This window comes from Candidatus Omnitrophota bacterium, from assembly GCA_041648975.1.
GTDB lineage: Bacteria > Omnitrophota > Gorgyraeia > 2-01-FULL-45-10 > 2-01-FULL-45-10 > JAQUSE01.
Genome location: JBAZNZ010000004.1, coordinates 66,583 through 92,319 on the forward strand (window position 1 = coordinate 66,583; position 25,737 = coordinate 92,319).

22 protein-coding genes, 2 tRNA genes and 1 other RNA gene are annotated in these 25,737 nt (G+C 48.8%); all 25 read right to left on the reverse strand.

All coding sequences use genetic code 11. The features are described 5' to 3' along the window. Positions 1-11: 11 nt before the first annotated feature. The 25 genes from ftsA to WC592_02065 all read right to left on the reverse strand — a co-directional run bounded on the left by ftsA (position 12) and on the right by WC592_02065 (position 25,583). Positions 12-1,082: a cell division protein FtsA gene (ftsA, locus tag WC592_01945; GenBank protein MFA4981220.1), complete on the reverse strand. Its 1,071-nt coding sequence runs from the start codon at positions 1,080-1,082 to the stop codon at positions 12-14. After that, positions 1,079-1,879 (reverse strand): cell division protein FtsQ/DivIB, encoded by an 801-nt coding sequence (locus WC592_01950; protein MFA4981221.1) that lies wholly within the window; start codon positions 1,877-1,879, stop codon positions 1,079-1,081. Before WC592_01950 ends, ftsA begins: the two co-directional genes overlap by 4 nt. Beyond that, the gene (locus WC592_01955) at positions 1,876-2,799 is read right to left on the reverse strand and encodes a D-alanine--D-alanine ligase (protein MFA4981222.1); all 924 of its coding nucleotides are present in this window, start codon (positions 2,797-2,799) and stop codon (positions 1,876-1,878) included. The genes WC592_01950 and WC592_01955 overlap by 4 nt, the downstream gene beginning before the upstream one ends. Continuing rightward, positions 2,796-5,087 carry a UDP-N-acetylmuramate--L-alanine ligase gene (gene murC / locus WC592_01960; GenBank protein ID MFA4981223.1) on the reverse strand — a complete coding sequence of 764 codons (2,292 nt, stop codon included), beginning with the start codon at positions 5,085-5,087 and terminating at the stop codon, positions 2,796-2,798. Before murC ends, WC592_01955 begins: the two co-directional genes overlap by 4 nt. Before the next feature lie 182 nt (positions 5,088-5,269). Beyond that, positions 5,270-6,370 (reverse strand): undecaprenyldiphospho-muramoylpentapeptide beta-N-acetylglucosaminyltransferase, encoded by a 1,101-nt coding sequence (gene murG / locus WC592_01965; protein MFA4981224.1) that lies wholly within the window; start codon positions 6,368-6,370, stop codon positions 5,270-5,272. Positions 6,371-6,378: 8 nt separating this feature from the next. Continuing rightward, positions 6,379-7,470, reverse strand: a complete 1,092-nt coding sequence (gene ftsW, locus WC592_01970) for a putative lipid II flippase FtsW (protein ID MFA4981225.1) — start codon at positions 7,468-7,470, stop codon at positions 6,379-6,381. Next, positions 7,467-8,849, reverse strand: a complete 1,383-nt coding sequence (gene murD, locus WC592_01975) for a UDP-N-acetylmuramoyl-L-alanine--D-glutamate ligase (GenBank protein ID MFA4981226.1) — start codon at positions 8,847-8,849, stop codon at positions 7,467-7,469. The genes ftsW and murD overlap by 4 nt, the downstream gene beginning before the upstream one ends. Positions 8,850-8,861: 12 nt before the next feature. Further along, a complete protein-coding gene (gene mraY, locus WC592_01980) occupies positions 8,862-9,950 on the reverse strand; it encodes a phospho-N-acetylmuramoyl-pentapeptide-transferase (protein ID MFA4981227.1) in 1,089 nt (362 codons plus the stop codon). A 2-nt stretch (positions 9,951-9,952) separates the two neighbouring features. Next, entirely contained in the window at positions 9,953-11,311 is a 1,359-nt protein-coding gene (gene murF, locus WC592_01985) for a UDP-N-acetylmuramoyl-tripeptide--D-alanyl-D-alanine ligase (GenBank protein MFA4981228.1), read from the reverse strand. Further along, complete coding sequence (locus tag WC592_01990) at positions 11,308-12,765, reverse strand: UDP-N-acetylmuramoyl-L-alanyl-D-glutamate--2,6-diaminopimelate ligase (GenBank protein MFA4981229.1); 1,458 nt, start codon at positions 12,763-12,765, stop codon at positions 11,308-11,310. The genes murF and WC592_01990 overlap by 4 nt, the downstream gene beginning before the upstream one ends. A 6-nt stretch (positions 12,766-12,771) precedes the next feature. Continuing rightward, positions 12,772-14,451 carry a penicillin-binding transpeptidase domain-containing protein gene (locus tag WC592_01995; GenBank protein MFA4981230.1) on the reverse strand — a complete coding sequence of 560 codons (1,680 nt, stop codon included), beginning with the start codon at positions 14,449-14,451 and terminating at the stop codon, positions 12,772-12,774. Positions 14,452-14,468: 17 nt separating this feature from the next. Beyond that, on the reverse strand, positions 14,469-14,843 hold the full coding sequence (locus WC592_02000; protein ID MFA4981231.1) for a hypothetical protein: 375 nt from the start codon (positions 14,841-14,843) through the stop codon (positions 14,469-14,471). 16 nt (positions 14,844-14,859) lie between these two features. Further along, a complete protein-coding gene (rsmH, locus tag WC592_02005; protein MFA4981232.1) occupies positions 14,860-15,741 on the reverse strand; it encodes a 16S rRNA (cytosine(1402)-N(4))-methyltransferase RsmH in 882 nt (293 codons plus the stop codon). Between the two features lie 44 nt (positions 15,742-15,785). After that, positions 15,786-16,049 (reverse strand): hypothetical protein, encoded by a 264-nt coding sequence (locus WC592_02010; protein ID MFA4981233.1) that lies wholly within the window; start codon positions 16,047-16,049, stop codon positions 15,786-15,788. Beyond that, positions 16,049-16,492, reverse strand: a complete 444-nt coding sequence (gene mraZ, locus WC592_02015; protein ID MFA4981234.1) for a division/cell wall cluster transcriptional repressor MraZ — start codon at positions 16,490-16,492, stop codon at positions 16,049-16,051. The genes WC592_02010 and mraZ overlap by 1 nt, the downstream gene beginning before the upstream one ends. Positions 16,493-16,637: 145 nt before the next feature. Beyond that, positions 16,638-17,118: RNase P RNA component class A (gene rnpB / locus WC592_02020), an RNA gene on the reverse strand. Positions 17,119-17,186: 68 nt separating this feature from the next. Further along, positions 17,187-17,606 (reverse strand): ribonuclease HI family protein, encoded by a 420-nt coding sequence (locus WC592_02025; protein MFA4981235.1) that lies wholly within the window; start codon positions 17,604-17,606, stop codon positions 17,187-17,189. Beyond that, on the reverse strand, positions 17,596-18,309 hold the full coding sequence (locus WC592_02030) for a C4-type zinc ribbon domain-containing protein (GenBank protein ID MFA4981236.1): 714 nt from the start codon (positions 18,307-18,309) through the stop codon (positions 17,596-17,598). The genes WC592_02025 and WC592_02030 overlap by 11 nt, the downstream gene beginning before the upstream one ends. 194 nt (positions 18,310-18,503) lie before the next feature. After that, positions 18,504-18,580, reverse strand: a tRNA-Val gene (locus WC592_02035). 441 nt (positions 18,581-19,021) lie between these two features. Next, positions 19,022-19,098: transfer RNA gene (locus tag WC592_02040), tRNA-Ile, on the reverse strand. 63 nt (positions 19,099-19,161) lie between these two features. Continuing rightward, positions 19,162-20,430: an ATP-binding protein gene (locus tag WC592_02045; GenBank protein ID MFA4981237.1), complete on the reverse strand. Its 1,269-nt coding sequence runs from the start codon at positions 20,428-20,430 to the stop codon at positions 19,162-19,164. Positions 20,431-20,437: 7 nt separating this feature from the next. Further along, entirely contained in the window at positions 20,438-22,138 is a 1,701-nt protein-coding gene (gene rpoD, locus WC592_02050) for an RNA polymerase sigma factor RpoD (protein ID MFA4981238.1), read from the reverse strand. Next, positions 22,135-23,883, reverse strand: a complete 1,749-nt coding sequence (dnaG, locus tag WC592_02055) for a DNA primase (protein MFA4981239.1) — start codon at positions 23,881-23,883, stop codon at positions 22,135-22,137. Before dnaG ends, rpoD begins: the two co-directional genes overlap by 4 nt. A 7-nt stretch (positions 23,884-23,890) precedes the next feature. Further along, positions 23,891-24,850, reverse strand: coding sequence for an NGG1p interacting factor NIF3 (locus tag WC592_02060; GenBank protein ID MFA4981240.1), 960 nt, complete (start codon positions 24,848-24,850; stop codon positions 23,891-23,893). A 106-nt stretch (positions 24,851-24,956) separates the two neighbouring features. Further along, complete coding sequence (locus tag WC592_02065; protein MFA4981241.1) at positions 24,957-25,583, reverse strand: CvpA family protein; 627 nt, start codon at positions 25,581-25,583, stop codon at positions 24,957-24,959. Positions 25,584-25,737 lie beyond the last annotated feature (154 nt).

Here is a 25,737-nt window from a genome sequence, read left to right on the forward strand (position 1 = left end):
TCATCCTTTCTTCAGAAATAGTTATTGAATATATCTACGACTCTTTCAGAAAGGTTCCTGACAAATCTCTTTGACGCGAAAGCCTTCCCGGCGTATCTCTCTAGGCCGCACTTTACAAGTCCGATGGCGCCCGACAACCTGACGCTTTCAGCGCTTGTGATATCTCCCCTTATCCCCTTGGCCACGCCCATCTTGACCGACAGCGACAATACCTCTTCAAGCGATTCCGCAAGGTTCTCTGTAAACGACATGCCGCCCGTAAGGACTACCGAAGAGACCTTGCCCCCTGAATTGACAAAATCTTTTATGCTTGTATTAAGCCTCGATTTCATCTCGACAAACTTGCTATTCTCTTTAAAATCGCCCTTGAAGTCCCTCGCGCCCAAAGGAATGATATCAAACCTACGCATAGAGCCTTCAAAAAAGATCCATATGTCGGTCAGGGAATCGCCGATGTCCACAAGCGCTACCCCATCCTCTTTCTCATCCTTATCAAGGAGGCATTGTCCTTCGGCAACGCCCGTAAATATTATATCTTTCACGCTATAGCCGGAGTTATTGACGCACTTAAATATATTCTGTATGTGATTTGCGTCCGCGGTCACAACGTAAACCTCGCAGCTTAAGCGCGATGCGTATAATCCGAGTGGATTTTTTATCGAAGGCTGGTCGTCCACTGAAAACTTATGCACTATCCTATGGATGATCTCCCTTTCCATAGGAAGGTGTATCGTCCCGGCCACGTCGACGCACTTTTCCATATCGAGCTTTGTGACCTCGCGACCCCTCAAGGACAACGCTATCATACCCTTGGACGAGCTGCCTTTGACCGTTTCATCATTGATGTTAACGTATATATCTCCCAGCCCCGCAGGCACCTTGTCGCGCAGCTTATTCAAGACAGCCGACGCGGAATTCACAGCCTCATTGATATTGACTATCGCTCCTCTCGAGATGCCGTTCGACGGACCGGATGCATGCGTCAGCACAACGAGATCGCCGGAGGCGTCTACGCCGGCGGCTACCGCCGATGTCTTTGAAGACCCTATATCCAAACCCGTTATAACGCGTATCTTTCTCATTTCGGCCCTACCACCGCGTCGTTAAAACGGACGTCGATATATTCGATCCTGTCCAAGACAAGCCGCGGATCCTTCAATGTCTTCTCCAGAAGCCATAGCCTCTCTTTAAAATTCTCAGACCCCACTATCACTTTAGTGCCGCTCTTAAGCAGGAACGAGAGGTTCTTGCCGTCCTTCGCATCTATCCCGGCCAACCCATATTCCGTCAGCGGCCTGACCTCCCTTATATTCCTTAAAAGCTCCAGCGCCAGCTTCAGATTTCCCGAAGTATTCTTTTTGCCCCGCCTTTCGTCATATCTGATGTCGACCCCATCGATCACCGGCAGGTCCTTCAGCGACCCTATATCCATGCTGGGCAGCACAAAGCCTTCCTCATCGACCGGATATAGCTTGCCATCGCGGACTACCGCGACCGGCTTCCTGAACTTCATCGTAACAGCGATCCTGTCAGGGAGGGCTATCCTGGCGACCACCTCTTTCGCGTCAGGATAAGCGTCCTGCAGCGAATCGGCTATACCCTTAAGGTTTATCCTGAATATATTACGGCCGTGATACAATTCCAATATCTGGCTCGATATCGCGTGCGCCGTCTTCAGGTCGAAGAAAGGGCTCTTAGCCTCCACCGACTTCAGCCTAAAATAGTCCGATCTGTAAAGAAAGGCTTTGCCCAGGAAGACCACCGTGACCAGAAAAACTATCAAGACAAGGATCAGGACCGACCTTTCAAAGACCGCGTCTTTGGCGCCCTTGAGAAAAGAGGGAAATTTCATCTTTCTTGTTTTTTTCTGCCGCTTCATCGACTTGCCTTCATCGCGTTCTCTATCAATTTAACGCATAACCGGCTAAAACTCAATCCTGCGGCACCGGCCGCTTTCGGCAGGAGGCTCCGTTCCGTCATCCCGGGTATCGTATTTACTTCCAATAAAAATATATTGCCGGACTTATCCAGCATCATATCGACGCGCGAGAATGAACGGCATCCGAGCGCCTTATGCGCGGACCTGCCGAGCTCCCTGGCTCTGGAGGATACCGCATCTTCCAGAGGGGCGGGTACGAGATATCTCGTATCAGGGTCGCTGTATTTCGCCGTGTAATCGTAAACGCCTTGCCTTGTGACTATCTCTATTACAGGAAGCGGCTCGTCGTCGAGGATCCCTACAGTCAGCTCTCTGCCGTCGATATACTCTTCAACCAATATCCTTCCACCGAATGCAAAAGCCTTCTCTACCGCCTCTTTCAGAGATCCTCTCTCCCTGACTATCGAGAGACCTATACTGGAGCCTTCCAGATGAGGCTTCACGACCATCGGAAAACCAAGCCGATAACAGTCTTCCGGGTTGTATCCGCTTTTCTCGAAGACTACACCCTTCGGGACAGGCAGCCCTTTCCTATTGAATATCTCTTTAGAGACTATTTTATCCAGGGCAAAACCTGAGGCTTCAGCTCCTGACCCTGTATAAGGTATGCCGGCAGCGCCCAATATTTTCTGGACCGTTCCGTCCTCGCCGAATCTGCCGTGGAGCGCGATAAACGCGATATCTATCTTATTGTTGTTGATTATATCATATATATCATCCTTAACGTCCAGAAAAATCGCATCGATCCCATCTTTAATAAGGGCATCATATACGGCATTACCCGATCTCAGGCTAATTTCCCTTTCGCTAGACGGCCCTCCCGCCAAAACTCCTACCTTTCCGAATCCTAATCCCGTCATATGACCTTTATCTCCAATTCCAACGATATGCCGTAACTTTCCTTTACCTTCTTCTTCATAAGCTCTATGAGCGAGAGCACGTCTGCGCACGTCGCGCCTCTCCTGTTGATAACGAAGTTGGCGTGTTTCTCGGATATTTCAGCTCCGCCGATACGCTTTCCTTTGAGGCCAAGCATGTCTATCATCTGGCCGCATGTAAACTGTGATTTCTCCGGATTTTTAAAGACGCATCCGGCGCTGGGGACGTCCAGCGATTGCTTCTCTTTCTTCATCTTCAGGAATTGTGTCAAACTCGACACAAGTAATTCGGCGTCGGTCTTTTCAAATTTCAGCGTAGCTTCCAGTATAATATACTGTTTGAGATTGGAGGACCTGTAGCCGAACTCCATGTCGCTTCTTCTCAACATCTTCGCCTTTCCCCTGTAGTCCATCACTTTCAAAGAGGAGACAAATTCTCCGATGTTCCTGAATACGGGGTTAGTCCACCCCCCGGCATTCATGTATATAGCGCCTCCTATAGTGCCTGGTATGCCGACGAGTGATTCAAGGCCGCCGAGCCCTTTTTCACAAGCGATCTTCACAAGCCTGGCAAGGCTGAAGCCAGCGCCCACGCATACAGTCCTGCCTTTTATCTTCATGCGCTGAAAAGACGGCGAGTTCAGGCGCACTACCATCCCCCTGAAACCCGGGTCGCGGGCCAGGACATTCGAGCCGTTTCCTATTACAAATATCGGGATCTTGCGCTTGTTTGCGAACGACAAGACCTTTCTCAACTCTCCTGAGTCGCGCGGCTCTACCCACAGATCTGCCGGCCCGCCTATCCTGAACGATGAGTGGAACGCAAGGCGCTCAGCCGACTTAACGGCGCCCTTGATCGATCCTTTTAATTCCTTAGCCGTAGACCCGTCTTCCGCAAAATTCTCTTCCAGCCTGGATGAAAGCGCGTCCGCCGCTTTTTTTATATCGCCCGCTCCCATCACTACTATCAGGTCGCCGCGTTTTTTTATCTTCATGACATGATCCGGGATATCGCCCTTTTTCACTACTACAACGTCATCCATCCCGTTCGCCTTTACCTTATCGTATATCATCCTGATCGAAACGCCTTTAAGCGGCTTTTCGCTTGCGGCGTATATGTCGGTCAGCACCAGCTTATCGGCTCCTTTAAAAGCAGACCCGAAATCATCCACGAGGAAGAGCGTCCGCGTATAACGATGCGGCTGGAATACCGCTATCAGCCTCTTATATTTCAAATTACTGCATGCGTCCAGCACCGCCCTTATCTCCGTAGGATGGTGCGCATAATCCTCTATAAGTATGACCCCGCCGATGTTCGCCCTGACCTGGAATCTTCTCTTTGCCCCTGTGAATTTTTTAATTGAACCGGCTATTGACTTAATATCCAACCCCAGCTCGATGCCGACCAGGACCGCAGCCATGGCGTTAAGGATATTATGCCTGCCGGGAATCTTGAGCCGGATCTCCCCGAGCGCCTTATTTTTAAAAATACACTTGAACGATGTATCAAAACCTTTCATCTTTATATCAGCAGGATGGATATCAGCCTGTTTGGAAAATCCGAAGCCGGCCTTATTTATCCGGACATCCTTTAATATATCTTTTATATTGGGATCGTCGAAGTTGTAAAATACGGTCCCTCCCTTTTTCGTATTGCCTATAAAAGCGCGATATGACGCCTTAACGTCATCCATAGTCTTAAAATGGTCGATATGCTCCATCTCCATATTTGTGATTACGGAATAAAACGGCTTCAGGTACAAAAATGAGCTGTCGCTCTCATCGGCCTCGGCGACGACATATGACCCGCTGCCGGCTTGGGCATTGCCCTTGAACTGGCCTACCTCGCCGCCTATCATAACCGTAGGCTTAAGCCTGCACTCCTTCAACATAACGGCTATGAGCGCTGTGGTTGTTGTCTTCCCGTGCGTCCCGGTGACAGCAATACCCTTCTTGCAGTTAAATATCTCTCCCAGGATCTCGGCCCTGTGCGCTATATTTACTTTGCGCTGCCGCGCCGCGTGCATTTCCGGATTGCCCTTAGAGATAGACGACGAATATACCAATACCCCCGCGTCCTTCGGGAGGTTCGAAGCGCTGTGTCCCTCGAATATCCTGCCGCCCAGCGCCTGAAGCTTTTTAGTGAGGTCGTTAGCTTCCACGTCCGAGCCGCTCACATCGTAACCCATTTCCAGAAGGACGCGCGCGATTGCGCTCATCCCTATCCCGCCGATACCCACGAAGTGTATGTGTTTATTGTCTAGAAGCATCTTCTTCTTTCATTATACACTTTTGTGTAATGTTATATGTTTAATGTGTAATGTCGGTGTAATGGTTTATTGTGTAATGAAAAAAATAGTAGTTAAAGCGAATTTTCCATTACACATAGCAACATTACACCCACTTTACACATTACACTTCATACATTAAACAAATTAGTTTCGTCTGAAAGTCATTTTATCAAACCTAATACTTCCCTTGCTAAGTTTTCCGACGCTTCAGGCACGCTTAGACGCTTAGCGGCATCCCCTAATCTTTTTAACTGCTCCTTATCTTTCAGTAATCTTGTTATGACATCCTTAAAAACGTCGCCGGAAAGAGCGTTTTCATCGATCTTTATCGCCGCTCCTTTTTCGGAAAAGGCCATTGCGTTCTCCGCCTGATGGCTCATGGCAAACGGATAAGGAACGAGTATCATGGGCCTGCCGAAAAACGCTATCTCAAAAAGGGCCGATGCGCCCGATCTCGACACTATCAGGTCTGAAGCGCTGTAAGCCTCTTCTATCCTGTCTATAAACGAATAGACCCTGTATTCCAGGCCTTTCAGCGACTTGTATGCCCGGTCAGCCCATTCATAATCCTGGACGCCTGTCAGGTGTATCACCTGGATCGACGACCTTGCGGCCGGGTCGACTTTCGACATGCCGGCAATAAATTGCTCGTTCAGGAAATGTGCGCCCTGGCTGCCGCCTATTACAAGTATCGTAGATTTATTCCTGCTTAAACCGAACCTGCTAAGGCCGAGATCTTTATCGTCTTCAAATATCTCGCGCCTTATCGGGTTCCCGGTAAAGACCGCCTTTATAGCATGCGGCCCCATAAAACGTCTGGTCTCGTCAAAACTTACAGCGACCTTGTCCGCCAGCTTGAATAAAACCTTATTGGCCCTCCCGGGAGCCACATTCTGCTCGTGAACTATCACGCTCCTGCCGCAAACGCGCCCCGACAATATGACGGGAAACGAAACATAACCTCCGAATCCCACCACTACATCCGGGCGATAAGATATCATTATAAAAAAGGACCTGACCAGGTCAAGCGCCAATTTTACGGCGAATACCGCGGAAGACCACGATATCCCGTAAAACAACTTATTTGCCGATATCAGGGTAAAGTCGAATCCCTCTTTTTCGAATATTCTCCTGTCGAGCGCCCTGTTGCCGCCGACGAATTTAATGGATATATCTTTGTCTTCCTCTTTTAACGTCCTCGCCAGAGCTATCGCCGGGAATATGTGCCCCCCGGAACCCCCGGCAGCTATCAAGACCCTCATCCCGCCCATCAGCACGTCTCGCAATTTTTGGCTATGTTAAGCAAAATACCCACAGCCGCCAGGTGGAATATCAAACCGCTGCCGCCGTAACTTATGAAAGGCAGCGGTAATCCTTTTGTGGGAAGGGCGCCGGCCGTCACGCCTATGTTTATTATCGCTTCCAGCGCGACCAGCGAAACGATACCGAGCGCGACTAATCTCTCAAAAGTCCCGATGGCCTTGAAAGCGATTTTCATGCCCTGCCATACAAAAAGGGAAAAAAGTGTGACTATGGCGGCGGTCCCGACGAATCCCAACTCTTCGCCGATTATCGAAAATATGAAATCCGTATGCGACGCAGGAAGATAAAACAGCTTCTGTTTGGACTGCCCTAGGCCCACTCCGAATATGCCGCCCGATCCGAGCGCTATAAATGACTGTATTATCTGAAACCCCGCGCCCCTCTTGTCGGCCCAGGGGTTCATGAAGGTCATGATACGCCTCCTGCGATAAGGGACCCTGAAAAGCAGCATATACAGAAAGGGCAGGCTCGCCAGGACAGTGGCCGCTATATGGGCCACGTTCACGCCGCCCGCAAACATCATTATTACCGCTATCAGAGAGACCGTTATCGCGGTCCCGAGATCCGGCTCCAGCAATATGAGTCCAACCATCGCGCCTAATATAAATATAGCGGGAAGATACCCTTTAAGAAAACTCTTCATCAATATGCCTTTACGGGCGATCAGGTCCGCCATATATATTATTATGGCTATCTTAGCGAATTCTGACGGCTGGAAATTGACTGCTCCCGCCCTGAACCACCGCCGCGCGCCGGCAGTCTCCCTGCCGATATGCGGCACAAGGACCAGCAATAGAAGCGCGAGAGAGGTCAGCATGATAGGTTTTGAATACTTCTTCAGCATATTTATGTCTATGGACATTGCCGCGAACATCATTATGAGGCCTATCGCAAGATATATGATATGCCTCTTTATGTAATAAAGGCTGTCGCCCATGCTCGAATGTGCGTATATAGCGCTCGCGGAATATATCATAACGATCCCGAACGATACCAGGATTGCGATTATCAAAAATATTGAGATCCTGACGTTTCTCATCTCACGCTCTTTGCCGCTATGCGCGGGTCCTTCAATCGCGCTACGGCTTTTTTAAAAACCTCTCCGCGCTCTTTATAAGAGCTGAACATATCAAAACTGGAACACATAGGAGAAAGCAGGACCATGGATCCTTCTTTAGCAAGATCGCTTGCCTTTTCGACCGCCGCAAACATGTCTCCTGCCTCATGCGTCCGCGCCGCGTCTTTCAATGCCGCTTTTATCCTCCCCGCAGCCTCCCCTATCAGCACAATGTCGGTCGCCTTCTTCTTTATTATGTCTTTAACGAACGAATAATCGCTAAACTTATCCTTGCCGCCGGCTATCAATATGACCGGCTTCTCGCAGGACTCCAGGGCTCTGTAAGTTGAATCGACCGTCGTTCCTTTAGAATCATCTACATATTCGACGCCGTTTATCGTATCGACGGTCTCGAACCTGTGCGAAAGTCCCATAAATCCGCTTATCGTCTTTTTGATAGAACTTTCGGGGACGCCGGCAAGCATGCAAGCAAGAGACGAAGCAAGGACGTTCTCGATGTTATGCAGCCCTTTAAGCCTGATGTCTTTCACCGAACATATCTCTTTTTCAACGCCAGGCTGGACGCGGCAAAATAGCTTTTCGCCCTTAAGATAAGCTGATCCGCCGTCCTTATTCAGCCTGCTGTAAAAAAGGACTTTCGACCCGGCCTTGTCCTTAAGGTTCTTCAGATTATCCGCGTCATTATTCAATATCAGGTAATCACCTCTGTCCTGATTAACAAAAACTTTAAGTTTTTCATTGAAATAGCCGCTGAATTTTTTGTATCTATCCATATGGTCATCGGTGATATTCAATATTATAGCTATATGAGGCTTGAAGCTCTCTATCCTCTCAAGCTGGAAGGAGCTGACCTCAAGGACGACCCACGTATCGGACCTTATCTTCTTTATCTCGCCGCACAGGGAATTTCCTATGTTCCCGCAGACGACGACATCTTTGAGGCCTTCTTTCAGCATCTCGCCTGTCAGGGTCGTTACAGTGCTCTTGCCGTTAGTTCCGGTGATAGCTATTATCCTGCCCTTACAGAACCCGGACCCGAGCTCCATCTCTCCTATAATAGGTATCCCGTATTTATCCGCCCACTTGACAGCCGGAGACGTATCTTCAACGCCGGGGCTCAACACTACAAGCGTGCTGCCTTTAATAAAACCTTCGGTATGGCCGCCCGTCTCGACTTTTACGCCCAGAGATTCGAGTTTTTTCGCGGCGGCCCTTGCGGCTTGCGTATCCCGGGAATCTGTAGCCCTGACGTCTGCTCCGTATTCTTTCAATAAAAGCGCTGCATTGAGGCCGCTATTGCCGAGGCCTACGACCGTTACTTTTTTACCTTTTATATCCATACATTAACCTCTTTACTGCAACTTCAGCGTCGATAAGCTGAAGAGCGCCATCACTATTGCAATTATCCAGAAGCGTATAGTTATCTTCGACTCTGCCCATCCCAAAAGCTGAAAGTGATGATGGATCGGCGACATGAGGAACAGCCTCTTCTTGGTGGTCTTGAACCATACCACCTGCAGCACTACCGATGCCGCCTCTATGACAAATATTCCGCCCACGAGGAACAGGAGCAGTTCCTTCTTTATGAATATCGATACGACCCCTATTGCTCCGCCCAGCGCGAGAGAACCGGTATCCCCCATGAATACGCTCGCGGGTATTGAATTGAACCATAAAAATCCCAACCCTGCCCCGACCATGGCCGCGCAAAAAACGGATAATTCGCCGGAACTCGGCAGATAGAATACGTGAAGATACTCACTGACGCTGAAATGGCCCGCGATGTAACTGAGCACCGAATACGTTAGGGCAGCTATTATCGTGCAGCCTATCGCCAGCCCGTCCAGGCCGTCTGTAAGGTTGACCGCATTGCTTGCGCTTGTCAATACCAGTATGACAAACAGTATATAAAATGCCCCCAGATTTAGAGCGACATTCTTAAGGAACGGGACATACAGCGTATTCGGTATCGGAGTAAATAACATTATGAATATCGACACCAGCAAGCCGAGTATTATCTGGCTCAGGAACTTCTTCCCGGCAGTAAGGCCAAGGTTCCTCTTCTTAACTATCTTTATGTAATCATCCCAAAACCCGACAGCTCCCAGCCATAAGAACGAGAAGAGCGTCGCCAGTATATACTTGTTAGCCAGATCGGCCCATAACAATGTCGATATGACAATGGACAATATGATCAGGACGCCGCCCATCGTCGGCGTGCCCTGTTTATGTTTATGGAGATCGTAAAGGGATTCTACGTGTTCTTTTCTTATGTTCTGGCCGAAGTTAAGCTCTTTAAGCCACTTTATTATTACAGGACCGAGTATGAGCGATATTACGAAAGCCGTAAGGGCCGCCATCACCGCCCTGAACGTAATATATCTGAATACATTGAACCCGAACCACAGATCCCGCAATGGATAAAATAAGTAGTATAACATCTTTACCTTGTCAGTTTATTCAGCACTTCTTCCATCTTCATCGACCTCGAACCTTTCAAAAGCACGGCATCCCCTTTTTTGACGATCTTCTGCAGTACGCGCGCTATCTCATCGTGGCTCGAGCAATGCCACAGCCTGTCGCGGCGCATACCAGACCTCCTGGCCTGATCCAGAGTATGCTTTGAAAGATCGCCGAACGTCAAAAGGCCGTCTACGCCCGCCTTCGCGATATAGTTGCCGATGCCTTTATGAAGATCAATGCTCTCATCGCCGAGCTCGAGCATGTCGCCGGATACGACCCACTTTGCCCTGGCGGGATAGTTCCTTATCGTTTCCAGGGCGAATTTCATCGATAGCGGATTCGAATTATAAGAGTCGTTTATCACATCGACGCCTCTTATCTTCTTCAGGTCGAGTCTCATGTTGGCCGGGCTATACCTTTCAAGCGCTTTTTTTGCCGTCCTGCTGCCTATGCCGAAGCAATACGCGACCGCTATAGCGGCAAGGGCATTATATACGTTGTGCATGCCCAGGACGTTCAATCCAAAAGCCACCTCTCTATTTATCGTAAAATCCGTCTTTGTCTTGCCGAAGGAAACGGCGCCTGCCGTAAAATCATTGGACTTACCCATCCCGTAATGCGCTATCCTGAACCGATTGTCTTTTATGTCTGCTAAATATTCATCGTCCCCGTTTACGACTAACACGCCTTTCTCTTCCAGAAAATCCAGGAGCTCCATCTTCGCTTTAAACACTCCATCCAGATCCCGGAAATATTGCAGGTGCGACGGCCCTATATTTGTCATCACAGCGAATGTCGGCCTAACCATGGCTGCCAGCGACGCTATCTCGCCTTTGTGATTCGTGCCGAGTTCCAGGACACAGATATCATGGTAAGGTTTCAATTTGAGCAGTGTTTGAGGAACGCCTATGTGGTTATTATGCGTCCCCTCATTTTTCAATACATTATACTTTTGGGATAATACGGCCCATATCATATCCTTGACCGTAGTTTTTCCGTTCGATCCTGTCACAGCTATGACGGGAATGGAAAACTTGCCGCGATGAGCGGCTGCTATATCCTGCAGGGCTTTAGTCGTATCTTCGGCAAATATTATTATCTTTCCGCAGGCGGCATTGACCAGATCGCGGTCTGAAACGAGCGCGCCGGCGGCACCTTTATTTAAGGCGTCTGACACAAAATCATTGCCGTTGAAATTCGGCCCCTTAAGCGCTATAAAGAATCCGCCTTTACCCACAGCCCTTGAATCCGTAGAGACGACTGAAAGATCTATATCGGCGTCGTGGCTTCCGGATAACAATTTGCCGTTTACCGCTTTTACTATATCCCTGACTTTCATTTCCGCCCCTTTAGTATCTCTCTGGCTATTTCGCGGTCATCGAACGGATAAACCTTATCCTTTACTATCTGGCAATTCTCGTGACCCTTACCCGCGATGATGACTATGTCTCCCGCCGACGCTTTTCTTATCGCTTTCTCTATAGCCTTGCGCCTGTCAACGATTACATCGTAATTTTCGAACTCTTTTTTGACGCCTTCCTCTATCTCGCCTATTATGGCGGAAGGCTCCTCAAACCTCGGATTGTCGGATGTTATCACGACATAGTCGGATAATCTGCACGCTACCCTTCCCATAAACGGCCTCTTTTGAGCGTCCCTGTTGCCGCCGCAGCCGAAGACGGTTATTATCTTTTCCGGCGCGGTTTTTTTCAGGAGGCTCAATACGTTAGAGAGCGCGTCCTCGGTATGCGCGTAATCGACCAACACTTTGAAAGGCTGCCCTTCATCCACAGGTTCCAGCCTTCCCGGGACAGAAATGGTCGACTCAACACCTTTTATTATTGCATCCGGGTCGATGCCCAACGCTAAAGACGCCGCCACAGCCGCGAGAATATTTGATATGTTATGCATGCCCATCAATTTGGAGCGTACCTTAAGATTGCCTTTTGGAGTCCTGGCCGTAAAAACAGATCCGTTCAGCGAAAGCCCTATGTCTTTGGCTATTACGTCCGCATCCTTCTTTATACCGTAGGTGACCACTCTGTTCTTTATGGCGGACCTTAAAGACGCTACCTTCCTGTCGTCGCTGTTCAATATCGCGGCTCCATCGTCTTTCAGTCGATCGAAGAGCCTCGACTTTGCCTTAAAATAATTGTCTACGGTCTTATGGTAATCGAGGTGCTCTCGGGTAATATTGGTAAATATCCCCGCGTCGAATGAGACGCAGTCCACCCTGTTCTGGTCCAGGGCATGGCTCGACACCTCCATAACGGCATGGCTCAGCCCGCATTTCATCATATCAGAGAGCATGGACTGCAGCTCGAGCGGGCCGGGTGTAGTATTCTTTGAAGGCAGGACCTTCTTATTCATCCTGTAGTTCACGGTCCCTATGACGCCGGCGCCTTTGCCGCCCACCTTAACTATATTTTCCATTATATATGTTATCGTCGTCTTCCCGTTCGTCCCCGTAACACCTATCGTCTTAAGTTTTTTTGACGGATGATTGTAAAAATTCCCGGCGATGATAGGAAGGCTTGAGCGCGTATCGTATATCAATATCTTCTTAACTTTTTTAGGCGCGTTAAAATCTTCTTCGGCCACTATTACCGCGGCGCCTTTATTTACAGCTTCATTTATATAACGGGAGCCGTTGACCGAATATCCCCTTACCGCAACAAAGAGGCCGCCCTTATCGACAGAACGGGAATCGCAGGCCACTTTACCTATATCCAGCCCCGATATATCGTCTTTCGTGCTAAAGACTATTCCCTTAAGGACATCTTTTAAATGCATACAGCCTCATCTGCCTTTGGCATTTAGATACTTCAGGGACTCGTCAGCTACATTTTTAAATACCGGCGCGGCTACATCGCCCCCGTAATAAACCACTCGCGGCTCGTCAACGCACACGGCTATCGCAAGTACCGGCTTCTCGACCGGCACAAAACCTATGAACGACGCCACAAACCTATCATGCGAATATACCCCGCTAGGCTCCACCTTCTGCGCAGTCCCGGTCTTGCCGCCGGCCGTATAATCCTCTATCCTGGCCTTCTTCCCTGTGCCGGTCTCTACCGCCCCCTTCAATACCCCCCTCACCTTCGCCGCAGTCTGCGGGGAGACCACTTTCCTGGTGATCTTTGAAGGCACCTCTTTTACCACAAGTCCGTTGTCGTCGACTATCTGGCTCACCACCCGCGGCCTTATCAGGAAACCGTTATTAGCTATAGCTGATATGGCGCATGCCAGCTGCATAGCCGTTGACGTGACTTCCTGCCCCATAGGTATGGCGAGCATGCTTCCTTTGGACCATCTCGATAGCGGCCTGTTCATCCCGATGACCTCACCCGGCAGATCGACCCCTGTCTTTTCATAAAACCCGAAAGCCCTGATGTAATGATACATCTTTTCCGGGCCGAATCGGCCAGCCACTTTGACAGTGCCTATGTTGCTCGACTTTTCAATTATCTCCCTGAATGTCATGATACCATGAGGAGTGTGGTCGTGCAATATTCTACTGCCGACCTTCCAGGCGCCGTTCTCGCAATCGAATTTATCGTCCAGGCGCGCGGCCTTCTCTTCCAGGGCTGCGCATGCGGTGACGATCTTAAACACGCTTCCAGGCTCAAAAAAATCGTTTATCGCCCTGTCCCTCATAGACTCTATGGGCCGTTTGCTGAAGTTGTTCAGGTCGAAGTTCGGAAAATTGGCTAAAGCCAGAATATCGCCCAAGCGCGGATCCATAACTATGATAGAGGCGCCCTTCGCGTTATACTTTTCGTACATCTTGTATAGCTCCCTCTCCGCTATATTCTGTATGACCTGATCTATTGTAAGTACAAGATTAAAACCGTTCTTCGAAGGAATATATTCACCCTGATACGATTCTAATAATTTCCGCCTGGCGTCTTGCGTGGATATAAGCCATCCGCTCTCTCCCCTTAAATACTTATCATAATATAATTCCAGCGCCTCCAATCCTGTGTTATCTATATCTACTGTTCCCAATACATGGCATGCGAGGCTCTTGTTAGGATAGAACCTTTTGGATTCCTCCAGCATCCCGATACCTGTGAGATTGAGTTTCTTTATCGCTGAGGCTTCCCGCGAGGTAATCTTTCTTTTCAGCCAGACAAAAGACTTATCTCTCGACATCTTTTGCATCAAGATATTCTGGTCGATCTTCAATATTGAAGAGAGTATCCTCGCGGTCTTTTTCTTGTTTTCGATCCGGCGGGCATTCGCAAACACGGAGTTACTGCTGAGATTTACAGCCATGACACGCATATTTCTGTCAAATATAGTCCCGCGTTTGGGCGGGATCTCGACAGAAACCGTGTGTTGCTCTCCTGCTATTCTTTGGTAGAAATCATGCCTTAATGCTTGCAGATAAAAGAGACGTAATAATAGGAGGGTTAAGGATAGTAGAAAAAAAAGGAAGACGGCTAACTGACGCGCCCTGAATATTCCGCTGTGCACGTATTAAAAAATCCTTTTTACTTCTCTTTCGCATGAGCCTCTGCTCTGCCTACGAAGAAGTCAAACGCACTTAATATATTAGCGCCTTTTTCGACGCCTAATCTCACACGCCTTTCGGCTTCAGCTTTTGGTGTCAACCTTGCCATCCTGACCACATTCTTCCTTTTAGGATAGACAATCTCTATGTTATGCGCGAGAAGTATCTTTTCGAGTCTAGATGGTGACTCGAGATTGTCGATATTATATCCCAGGCTTTCATTATGGTCAAGCATATCTTTGAGCTTCTTCTCTTTGCTTTCTATCGCATAACTTAACTTGACCGCTTCTACCTGCTGGTGCACATAAACCAGGGATAAAACGGTTATAAATGCCAGAAGTAACACCAATCTCAACAGCCTCATAGCGACACTAGATCCTTTCCGCAACTCTCATTTTCGCGCTTCTCGACCGGGGATTAGAAAACGCCTCTTTGTCTGTCGGCCGCAGGGGTTTCTTCGTCACGATCTTAAGCACCCCCAACTTCGTATACCCCTTAAATAGATTTTTTACTATCCTGTCTTCCAGGGAATGGAATGATATGACACATATCCTTGATCCGACATCAAGCCAGGATACCGCTTTCTTCAAACCTTCTTCGAGCGCTTCGAGCTCGTTATTGACCGCTATCCTTATAGCCTGAAAAGTCCTTGTCGCTGAATCTGTCTTACCCCCTCCGCTCCTTGGACCTATGGCCCTGTGGATCACCGACGCCAGGTCGCCGGTCGTTTCGATCGGCTTTCTGGCCCTCTCCCTTACAATAGATCGAGCGATCCTGCTGTGAAAACGCTCTTCGCCGAATCGCTCGATTATATCCGAGAGATCCTTCTCTTTGACCCTGTTCACGATGTCATAAGCCGTCATGGTAAGACGTTTATCCATCCTCATGTCCAGCCTGGCATCGTGCTTGATACTGAAGCCCCTTGACCCGTTCTCGATTTGGTGTGATGACACACCCAAGTCAAATATTATGGCGTTCAGGTTTTTTATATTTTCTTTTAAAAGGATCCTGTCGAGGTCCTTAAAGTTTTCGTTTATTAACTTGAAACTATCTTTGAAATCCGCGAGGGCGGCTTCTGCCGTCTCGACGGCCGAGGCGTCCGCGTCAAGGCCTATCAGCCTGCCGCCCGGCGCTATGGCCTTCAATATCTCTCTGGCATGTCCCCCACCGCCTACAGTCGCGTCTAACACAATAAATCCCGGCTTTAAATTCAAAGAACCTGTCGCTTCATTAAGCATTACCGGTAGATGCACGAGAAACCTGCCCTGGAAATTTTATCTGTATAAGGACTGAAAAATTAAATCTTTGTCAACATGCCGTATTTGATCGAAAACAACTTCCTGCACAACTGGCTGTCTATGCCGAGATATGTCGGACTGCAATTAAGAGCCCTTGCCTTCTTGAGCCTTTCAGTAGATGATGTCATCAGGACAGTGTAGACGTCTTCCTTTTTTTCGAAACGGATATTCCTGGAATTCATCGGACCACCTCCGGTTTTCCCGCCCGGAGTCAACACGGGGCGGGATTCCGCCGTCCGGGTCGTCTGCCCGGATGGCTTCATTATTCCTCCTGCGTCATCAGCCTTTCAGCTATCTCTTCAAACGACTCTTTCGAGGTACTGTAATATTCAGCCCACTCCTCTTTGGACCATATCTCGATCCTGTTCGAGACCCCTATTATCATCACATCCCTTTTAATACCCGCGAAATCTTTCAGGTATTTCGGGATGAGTATCCTGCCTTGTTTATCGCATTCTATCTGGCTGGCTCCCGAGAAATAGAGCCTGTTAAATTTTCTCGCTTCCGATTTCGTGAAAGAGACAGCCTTGAACTTCGATTCCTGCGTCTTCCACTCGTTCTCAGTAAAAAGAAAAAGGCACTTATCCAGACCCCTGGTTATGTAGAATCTTTCAATATCGTACTCCTTGAAAGATTCCCTGAACTTCGAGGGGATAATAAGCCTTCCCTTGTTGTCTATAGTGTGTTCATGCTCACCATAAAACATTCCGATGCTCCTCCATTTTACTCCACTTTATACCACTATATGGTATAAAGTATACACTAGCCCCCCATTCTTGTCAAGCATAGTAATATATAATCGCGGGAATGGGCGCACAATAATAAGGGGCAGTAGAGTTATCTACTGCCCCTTATTAAGCAGGTCTGTAAGCCGAGTTCTGTCTATCCGTCACTTTCTCATATCGGTTCTCAGATATAAGAAAGCGGCTGAGAGGCGCTCATCTATCTAGCCCTTAGGTTACCCTAAGGATCGAGCGACCTTACCCGTTCCGATACTGACGTATTACAGTAGGAGCGAGCAACTCCTGGATCGGAACCTATTTGGTCTTGCTCCGCGTAGAGATTGCCTCGTTTCACCTCCGCCGATACTTCATGGCGGAACTCGTCTCTGTGGCTCTACCATGAACCAGAACCTTAAGACAGTCATGTCCTAAGTCGGTTCGGTTCATGGTAGCCCTGAACCGAACGTCCCGTAGCTTAACTACCTTACGTTCTGGTTCGGGGCTAATCCTCACCTTTCGGTGGGCGGCTGTTAGCCGCTACGCTGCTCTTTGGAGCCCGGACTTTCCTCCAAATCTGCTTTGCAGATTTGGCGAGCACCCGACCTGCGAAATATGCTGCCTAAGATTGGATTTCGTCCCGAGCCGCAATAAAATTAGCGGCGCGGCGAGGGACCTCTTTTAAAATAAACTTGCCAGGTTCATCGCTTTATTAGCGAGCTTATCCGCTTCTTTATTCTTTGAACGTTCTATATGTTTGATCTCGAACGATTTGAATTTTTTTAGTATATCGACGGCCTTTTCGAAAAGAGGTTTTATGTCCGCGTTCTTCACTCTGTACTCGCCGCTCATCTGTTTTGCGACAAGCTCGCTGTCCATATAAACGACGATTTCGTCGGCGTCGAGCATTATGGCCTCTTCCAGGCCGCAGATAAGCGCGCTATATTCGGCGGTGTTATTCGTCGCCTCCCCTATATACTTACACATCTCCTTGATCTTCTTTTTCTTCTTATCGTCCATTATCACGACGCCGACGCCCGCCGGACCCGGGTTCCCCCTGCTTCCTCCGTCTGTATATATAAAGACCTTTTTATTCTTCAATATACAACATCCTCGCGCAATTATCACACATGATGATGCCCTGTTTCATCCTGATCTCATTTATGACCTGCGGCGGCAATACCCTGAAACACCCCTGGCATGCGTCATTATGCACCGGGACGACCGCAAGACCTCCCCTGTTCCTGACGATCTTCTCATACTTAGACAGGATGTTCTTATCTACTTTGGCCGCAAGCTCCGTCCTCTTCTTTTTAACATCCTCAAGCTCAAGATTTACCCGGGCCTCCTCTTCCTTCAACTTTTTCTTCTTCTCGCTGGACTCGGCCTCTTTCTGTTTAAGAAGCTCTTTCTCCTGGCCTATCTTCTTGTTTTCGACATCTATCTGATCGAAGATCCTGATTATGTCTTCTTCTACCATGGAATTATCCGCCCTATTCCTGCCGATCTCGTCCTGTAGGGCCGAATATTCTTTGTTCGTCTTCACCTGGTTCAACTGGCTCTGGTATTTCTTTATCGTCCCTTCCCTTGCCTCAAGATCCACTTCCTTCTCTTTCCTTTTGACCTGCAGCGATTTCAATCCGTCCTCAAGCGTTTTCAGGCTTGCGGTGCTTTCCTTGAACTCCTCATCCATTCTATTAATATTTTCAGGAATCTGCTCAAGGCTGTCCTCCAGCCTGAACATGTGGCTGTCGAGGCCCTGCAGCTCCACCAATAATTTAATTTGTTCTTGTAGATTTTCCATGGTTTATATTTGTCTTCATCTAAATAAAACCGATCCTTCACTTACGCTCAATATGGTGGGCACTAGGGGACTTGGTCCTACGCCTCGCATAGCTCGGCTTCGGACCGGCCAAATTTCTGTCGGGCATAGCCCTTTTCCTCCCTATTCGGTCGGCGAAATTTGGCTTCAAGTCCTTATGACACCCTGACTCAAACTGGTGGGCACTAGGGGACTTGAACCTCTGACCTCTGCGATGTGAGCGCAGCGCTCTAACCAGCTGAGCTAAGTGCCCCGCTTAAATTTTAATCAGGCGAAAAGCCATACCTTTCTTTTCGGCCCGAAGCCCAAACGTTTTAGTGGTGGGTCCGCAAGGATTTTTAATGAGCAGATAATTTATGGAGTCCTCAAGGACGACATAAATTATAGGCCAAAGGCCGTCTGCGAATTAATCCCGAGCCGCTATCGTTTCCCGTCCTGCGGCGAGGGAGTACAACAAAAATCCCCGGCACGCCTTATATCGGTAGCCCCTCGTAGCTTGAGTGAGATAAGAGCTACTCGGGACAGTTTCGCTATTGTAAAACAATGGCGAAACTGGTGGGCCCGCAAGGATTTGGCTACTTCGGCTCGCGGAGCTCGCCTGCGTAGCCAGCTCGGCCGCTGTCGCGCATTGCGCTTTTCCTCGCTAAACGCTCGGCGCGGCCTCGCTTCAAATCCTCCGAGTCCTGACTTAAACTGGTGGGCCCACAAGGATTTGAACCTTGGACCAAGAGATTATGAGTCTCCTGCTCTGCCAGGCTGAGCTATAGGCCCGATTTACGAAGTAAATTTGAAAAATTATTATACCTGATTTTCCTGGAAGTGTAAAGGCTATTTTTAGGTTGCGGCGGGAAACTCCAGCGTAAATGTCGTTCCTTTTTCTGTCTCTGTCTCTTTTAGATATATGCGGCCGCCGTTTTTCTCCACTATCTTACGGACCACGAAGAGCCCGAACCCCGTCCCTTTACCGGGTTCCTTTGTGGTAAAAAAAGGCTTAAATAGCTCCTTGGCGTTATCTTCGGATATACCCGAGCCGGTATCCCTGATATCTATAGCCGCTGTTCCCTTATTCTGTATTGCCGCCGTAATGTATATCTTGCCTTTTTTGTCGCCTATTGCCTGAACACCATTCCTTAAGAGATTGAAGAGCACTTCCTGGAACTGTTTTTTATCCGCCATTATATCGGCGGCCCCCTTCATATCCTTTTCGATCTCAATGCTTTTCAGGCGCAGTTCATATCTAAGCAGCTCCAGGACCTCGTCTACCTCTTTCTCGATATTGACCTTTTCCGGCTTCCCCTTTGAAGGCTTGGCAAAACTCGATAACCTCTGCGCGATGCCAATGGCCCTGTCAGTCTGCTCAATCACAACGCGTAATATATCCGTCGATATGCCCAGGAGGTCTTCCGGGCTCCTGTCTTTATACAAGTTATCCCTGATATTAAGAAGGAAGGCTTCGGACTTTGCCCGGGCTATGCCTAAGGGGTTGGCTATCTCATGGTTTATCCCGGAGGCGAGCGTGCCGATAACGGCCATCTTTTCGTTCTGCGCAGCTTCGGCCTGCGTCTTGCTCAGGTCTTCGAAAAGTTTTGCGCTGGATATGGCTATAGCTATGTAATTCGAAATAGTGACGAGGAGCTTTTCGTCTTCTTCCGAAAAGAGGCAGCCGGGCCGCTTACCGTTACTCACTATCAGCGTACCGATGACTTTGGAATCTTTTTCAAGAGGCGCGGCCAGGAATGATTTCACAGGGATCTTCTTGCCGGAAAAAGGAAGTGTCTTCTTCTTAAATAGCGGATCCGTCTCTACATCATTGACCCTAACGCCTTTTCTTTCCTTCAGCAAGTGCCCGTTGATTATTTCCCAGCTGCCTAAAAGCCCTATATTGCCTGCCTCATCCCCGCTGAACCCTTCCGCTTTTGACAATATAAGGCGCCCTACGCTCTCGTCCGCGAGAAAAAGGGCCGCATGGTCTGTATGCAGGGCTTTTATAGATTCCTTCAATACTAGACCCGTTACCTTATCGAGATCCAGCGACGAACTGACTACGCGACTCAGGTCCAGAAGCACCTTCAACGCATCGTATGTCTGATGGCATACTTTCATGGGTTCTTTACTCACCGACGCCTATCGCAAGGAAATTTTTCAATTTCCTCGACCTGGTCGGATGTCTCAATTTCCTCAGGGCCTTCGCTTCTATCTGGCGCACGCGTTCCCTGGTGACTTTAAAAACCGCTCCTACCTCTTCAAGAGTCCTGGGATAACCGTCCCCTATACCGCAACGCAGTCGTAGCACTTTCTTCTCGCGTTCCGTCAATGTGCTCAATACGTCATCCATCTGTTCTTTTAGCATTGAATACGCGGTCGCGTTCGCCGGAGAGACCGCGCGCTTGTCCTCGATGAAGTCGCCGAAATGCGTATCACCTTCATCTCCTATCGGCGTCTGTAAACTGATAGGTTCCTGGGCGATCTTCAGTATGCCGCGGACCTTGTCCACAGGCATCCTCATCTTATGCGCTATCTCCTCAGGGGTCGGCTCTTTACCGTTCTGCTGGACCAGGACCCTCGACACCTTTATGAGTTTATTTATCGTCTCGGTCATGTGGACCGGTATCCTTATCGTCCTTGACTGGTCGGCTATGGAACGCGTAATGGCCTGCCTTATCCACCATGTCGCGTAAGTGGAAAATTTGTAGCCGCGCTTATATTCGAACTTGTCGACCGCCTTCATAAGCCCTATGTTGCCCTCCTGGATGAGGTCGAGGAACGATAGCCCCCTGTTCGTATACTTCTTGGCTATGCTGACAACAAGCCTCAGGTTAGCCGCGACAAGCTCTTTTTTAGCCTTATTGAACTTTGTCTCGGTCGATTTTATTAGCTTGTAGTGCTCTCTTATCGCATCTATGGGCTCGCCAAACTCCCTTATTATCTTCCGCTTTTGTTTCGATAATTTTTTGACCTCGAGGCGGTTGCCTTTCTTCTTCAGTTTGGAAAGCCTGCCCTCTATTTTCGAATATTCCTCCAGGTATTCCTCTATCTTCTTCACCATCTCGTCGATAACTGTCATGGCGAGATTCATCCCTCTTATCTGCTCCGCGATACTGGATTTACTCCTGGCCTTCCTTAATCCGGCGACAAGGCGCATCAGCCTCTTTCTCAGCTTCGAGCCTTTCAGACGCATATCCGTATTGATATATTCTTCTTCGTTAAGCTCTCCCGAAAGGATCTTATCGACAACCTCCAGGGCCTTGTGCTTAGATATCATCACGGCAAGCACCGCTTCCCTGAACTTCCCTTCGGCAACCTTTATGCGCTCGGCTATCTCGATCTCCTCTTTCCTGGTAAGGAGCGGTATCTGCCCCATCTGCCTAAGGTACATCTTGACGGGATCATCTATCGCCGCGACCCTGGTGACCTCTTTCACTTCTTCGACTTCCTCTTTTTTATCTTCCGCGGCTTCTTCTTCCGCGCCCTCCTTGAGAAGTTCTTCCTCGCTGTCTACAAGTTTTATATTCTCCTCTCCGAGTATGCCCAGTATCTCATCGATCTCCTCGGAAGAGACTATATCGACAGGCAGTATATTATTGACCTCTTCAAACGTGAGGTGCCCTTTTTCTTTACCCAGGGCGATCAATTCGGTTAGTTCTTTCATCCTGCGTTTCCTGGCCGGCGCCCTGTTTCCGTTTTCCGGTGTATCGCCTTTTACCGCCGCTTTCGGCTGGACCTGCGTAAACACAACTCTAAGCCCTCCGCGGCGCTTCGCGTTCTTATATCTTTTCGGGAACATCTTCTTCTTTCTATTCTTTTTGATCATGCCTTCCCTGACTTTACCAGGCTATTATACTCAATAACAAGCCTTTTTACCTCGTCCTCGTCTTTTTTCCCATGCGCTATCCTGATAGCGTCCTGAAGGCCGGCTAGCCTCTCTTTAACACTATCCTTTTTCATCCTCGCAACACAATCTTCCAGGGCTTTCTCCTTTTCGTGCATCACATCCAATATATTCACTGCCTCCGATACCAGGGCGCTGGCATCGACGCCGTTACCCAGATGATTTATCAGTTTTGCGGCGGTCGCCTGAACGCCCTCTTTCTGCATGGCGTAAATTGCGCTGACCGCGTCCCTGACCGATGAATCCTTAAATTCCTCCGGAGAAACTGAGCGCATTATAGTTTCCGTATAATTTTGCCCTTCTAAAAGCAGGGCGAGCAGCATCATCTCAGCGGCCCTGAAATCCTTCTTTACTTCGGCCGGGACCGCGGCATATCGGCGCTGGCCGTAATCCGGCTTCACTTTTTTAAGTTCGGCCTTCAAGGACTCTTCGTCCACTGATAGCCTTTCGGCAAGTTTTTTTACCAACTCTGACTTCATGACCGCATTGTTTATGCGGGAGATCGTAGGCAGCATCTCGCTTGCAATCGCCGCCTTGCCGTGCGGCTTCTTCATGTCGAAACGCGCGTTCAGCTTGTCCAGTTTGTAATCGAAGAGGTTCTTGCTCGATTTCACTATTTTAAGAAATTCATCGGCCCCGAATTTCCTGATCGCGCTGTCCGGATCAAACCCCTGCGGCAGTTCCGCGATATAGACATTCATGTCTTCGCTTATGAACATATCGAGGTTCCTGAGGCTCGCGGCCTCTCCGGCCTCGTCAGGGTCGTATACCATTATAACGGTATTGGCAAAACGCTTTAAGAGTCTGGCCTGATCGGACGTCAATGCCGTGCCCAGGGTCGCGATTATATTTTTTATCCCGGCCTGATATGGGACGAGGAAGTCGAGATAGCCTTCTACGACAAGCGCATAGCCTTCTTTCTTAATTGCCTCCTTGCTGGAATTCAGCCCGTAGAGGTTCCTGCCTTTGGAATATATCGCCGTCTCCGGTGAATTAATATACTTGGGAAGACTGGCGTCCATCACCCTTGCCCCAAAACCGAGAACTCTGTCCTTCAGGTCTATTATCGGGAAGATCACCCTGCCCCTGAACCTGTCGTAATGCCCTCCCTTGTCGTTCGCTATGACCAGTCCCGCTTTCTCCAGTACGGGGCCTCCAACGCCTTTGGCCTTAAAGTAATTCAAGAGCGACTCCCACGAATCGTTAGCGAACCCTATCTTGAATTTCTTTATGAGCTCGTCGCCGACGCCCCTCGATGCGAGATATTCTTTCGCGGAGCGGTTGTTCATAAGCGAGCTCTGGAAGAATTCCGCTGCCGCCTCGTTGACCTTGTAAAGCTGGCTGGAGATCGGATCGTCGCCCTTCCTTCCGGGAACGCGCGGGAGAGCTACACCCGCTCTCTGGGCAAGCATCTCGACAACTTCCGGAAACTGCATATTCTCATACTTCATCACAAAAGAAAAGACGTTCCCGCCGGCGCCGCATCCGAAGCAGTGATATATCTGCTTGTCGGGACTCACTATAAAAGAAGGGGTCTTCTCGTTATGAAACGGGCAGGTCGTCTTATAATTCCTTCCGACCTTTTTCATCGGTATATAACGCGAGATCGTCTCTACGATGTCCGTCTTCTCCTGTATCTGGTCTATGATATTATCCGGTATTGCCATGCTTACCTTAGCCCTGCCTTCTTACCCTTATAAATCCTGAACATGGGATCACTTCAAGAACGCCTGATCTCTGAATGGAATCCAAAAGCAGGTTCAGCCCCAAAGTGTCGCTGGCCATATGTCCCGCGATGACCACGTTTATATGCTCGCCTTTGGCGGCCTTAAAATGCTCTTCGCTTAAATGCATCCCCACTATAGTACCTACGCCCGCCTGCGACAGCCTGGGGAATATCTTCTTCGGCCCTTCAGTGCCGCCCGTCATATCGACGAATACCTTGCCCGCGTCCTTATCCGGTTCTCCGATCAATATCCTGGGTCCGGCGTTCTTCTCCAGGCCATCGGCATATTCCGGTATGGCCTTTAACATGGATACGACCTGCGCAAGCTTCCCGGGTTTCTTCCTGTCGAACATCTTCTGAAGAAAAGCGGCCACATGGTTATCCGCAGGCGTATGGATGCACATGAATGGCATGTCCAGAAGCCTGGCTATGTCCACGCTCCTGAAATGGTTAGCGCTCGCGACGGACCTGGCGACCTCCTGCATCCTTTCCTTCAGGAAATCGTCGCCGACTTCTTTCGGCACTCCAAGCTTCTGCAGCATCGCGACCTGAAGTTCCATGACATCGTAGAATCGCGCATACGCGATGCCTTCGGGGTGATGGGCTATGACCAAATCTATCGCCTCTCCGCGGGCATTCAACCTGTCGGCGGCCAGCAGTTCCGGCCCCTCCATGTCTACTCCGACCATAACCTTCTTTATCTCTATGCCGGGATCCCCGTAAAGTATCCTTGTGTCGGCGTATGGATTATTCAGCCTTTCACTATCGAACGACTTCTTATCCACACCCTTCAATCCCCGTAACTCCTTTTTAGCCTTCCCGAGATATTCCCTTATCTGGGCCCTGGTGCGGATGTCGTTCTCGATACCTTTCTTTACAGCCAGGTTATAGATATCTATCAGCTTCATCTGCGCTATCCCCTTTTTTAGAAAAAACCTCCGACGGGCGCTGTTGAAATCAACGTCCGGACAGACCATTTATCCAACTCAAAAATATTAATACTCCGGCGGGTTGTTACTCAGGAAAATATTCTTCTTCCTTCTCTTTCTTGGTTTTAACGGCTTTTGTAACAGCCTTATCCGAGACCAGATCCTTCACCAGGCTCTCGCTCTTCACGGAAGCCCCTCGGATTCTCAGCGTAGGTATAAATCCGGATGCCCTGGCATATATGTCGGGCCCTATCCTTAAAAAATACATCCCTGCGAACGACCTGTCCCTTATAGAACGTTGAATATAAGACAACGGCATAAGCGACAATATTATCAATATGATACTGATGACTATCGACGCCCTGGCTATGCCTGAGAGCAATCCTCCGAATTTCTCGATCAGCGGATGCCATGTGACGGTTATTATCTTATCTATAACGACCTTCAAAAATTTAAATATGAAACTTATGCCCACCGCAAGGAGCGTAAATATGACCATTTCCAGCACGGAGACGTCTACATTGTTCATATTATGTGATATAGCAGATGCGATCCCGTTATAATAATGCAGGGCAAATATCACTGTGCAGATGGAGCCTAAAAGCGGAAATATCTCATGGCTCAACCCATCCTGGAAAGCGACATAACTTATTCTAAGCATTATAATTACAATTAATACATCTACCCAATTAAGTCTCGTCAGTAGCTCCATGGACAGGCCTCGTCTTCATTATTGCGACAAAGAGTTTTAAGTATACCATACTATATTGATATTGTCAAGGCAGGCGGTTAGGAAAGCATAAAAGGTGCATTTTGTGCAGCTTGGTTAATATGCGGGAATAAAAAATGAGGCTCTTTTTTTGTTA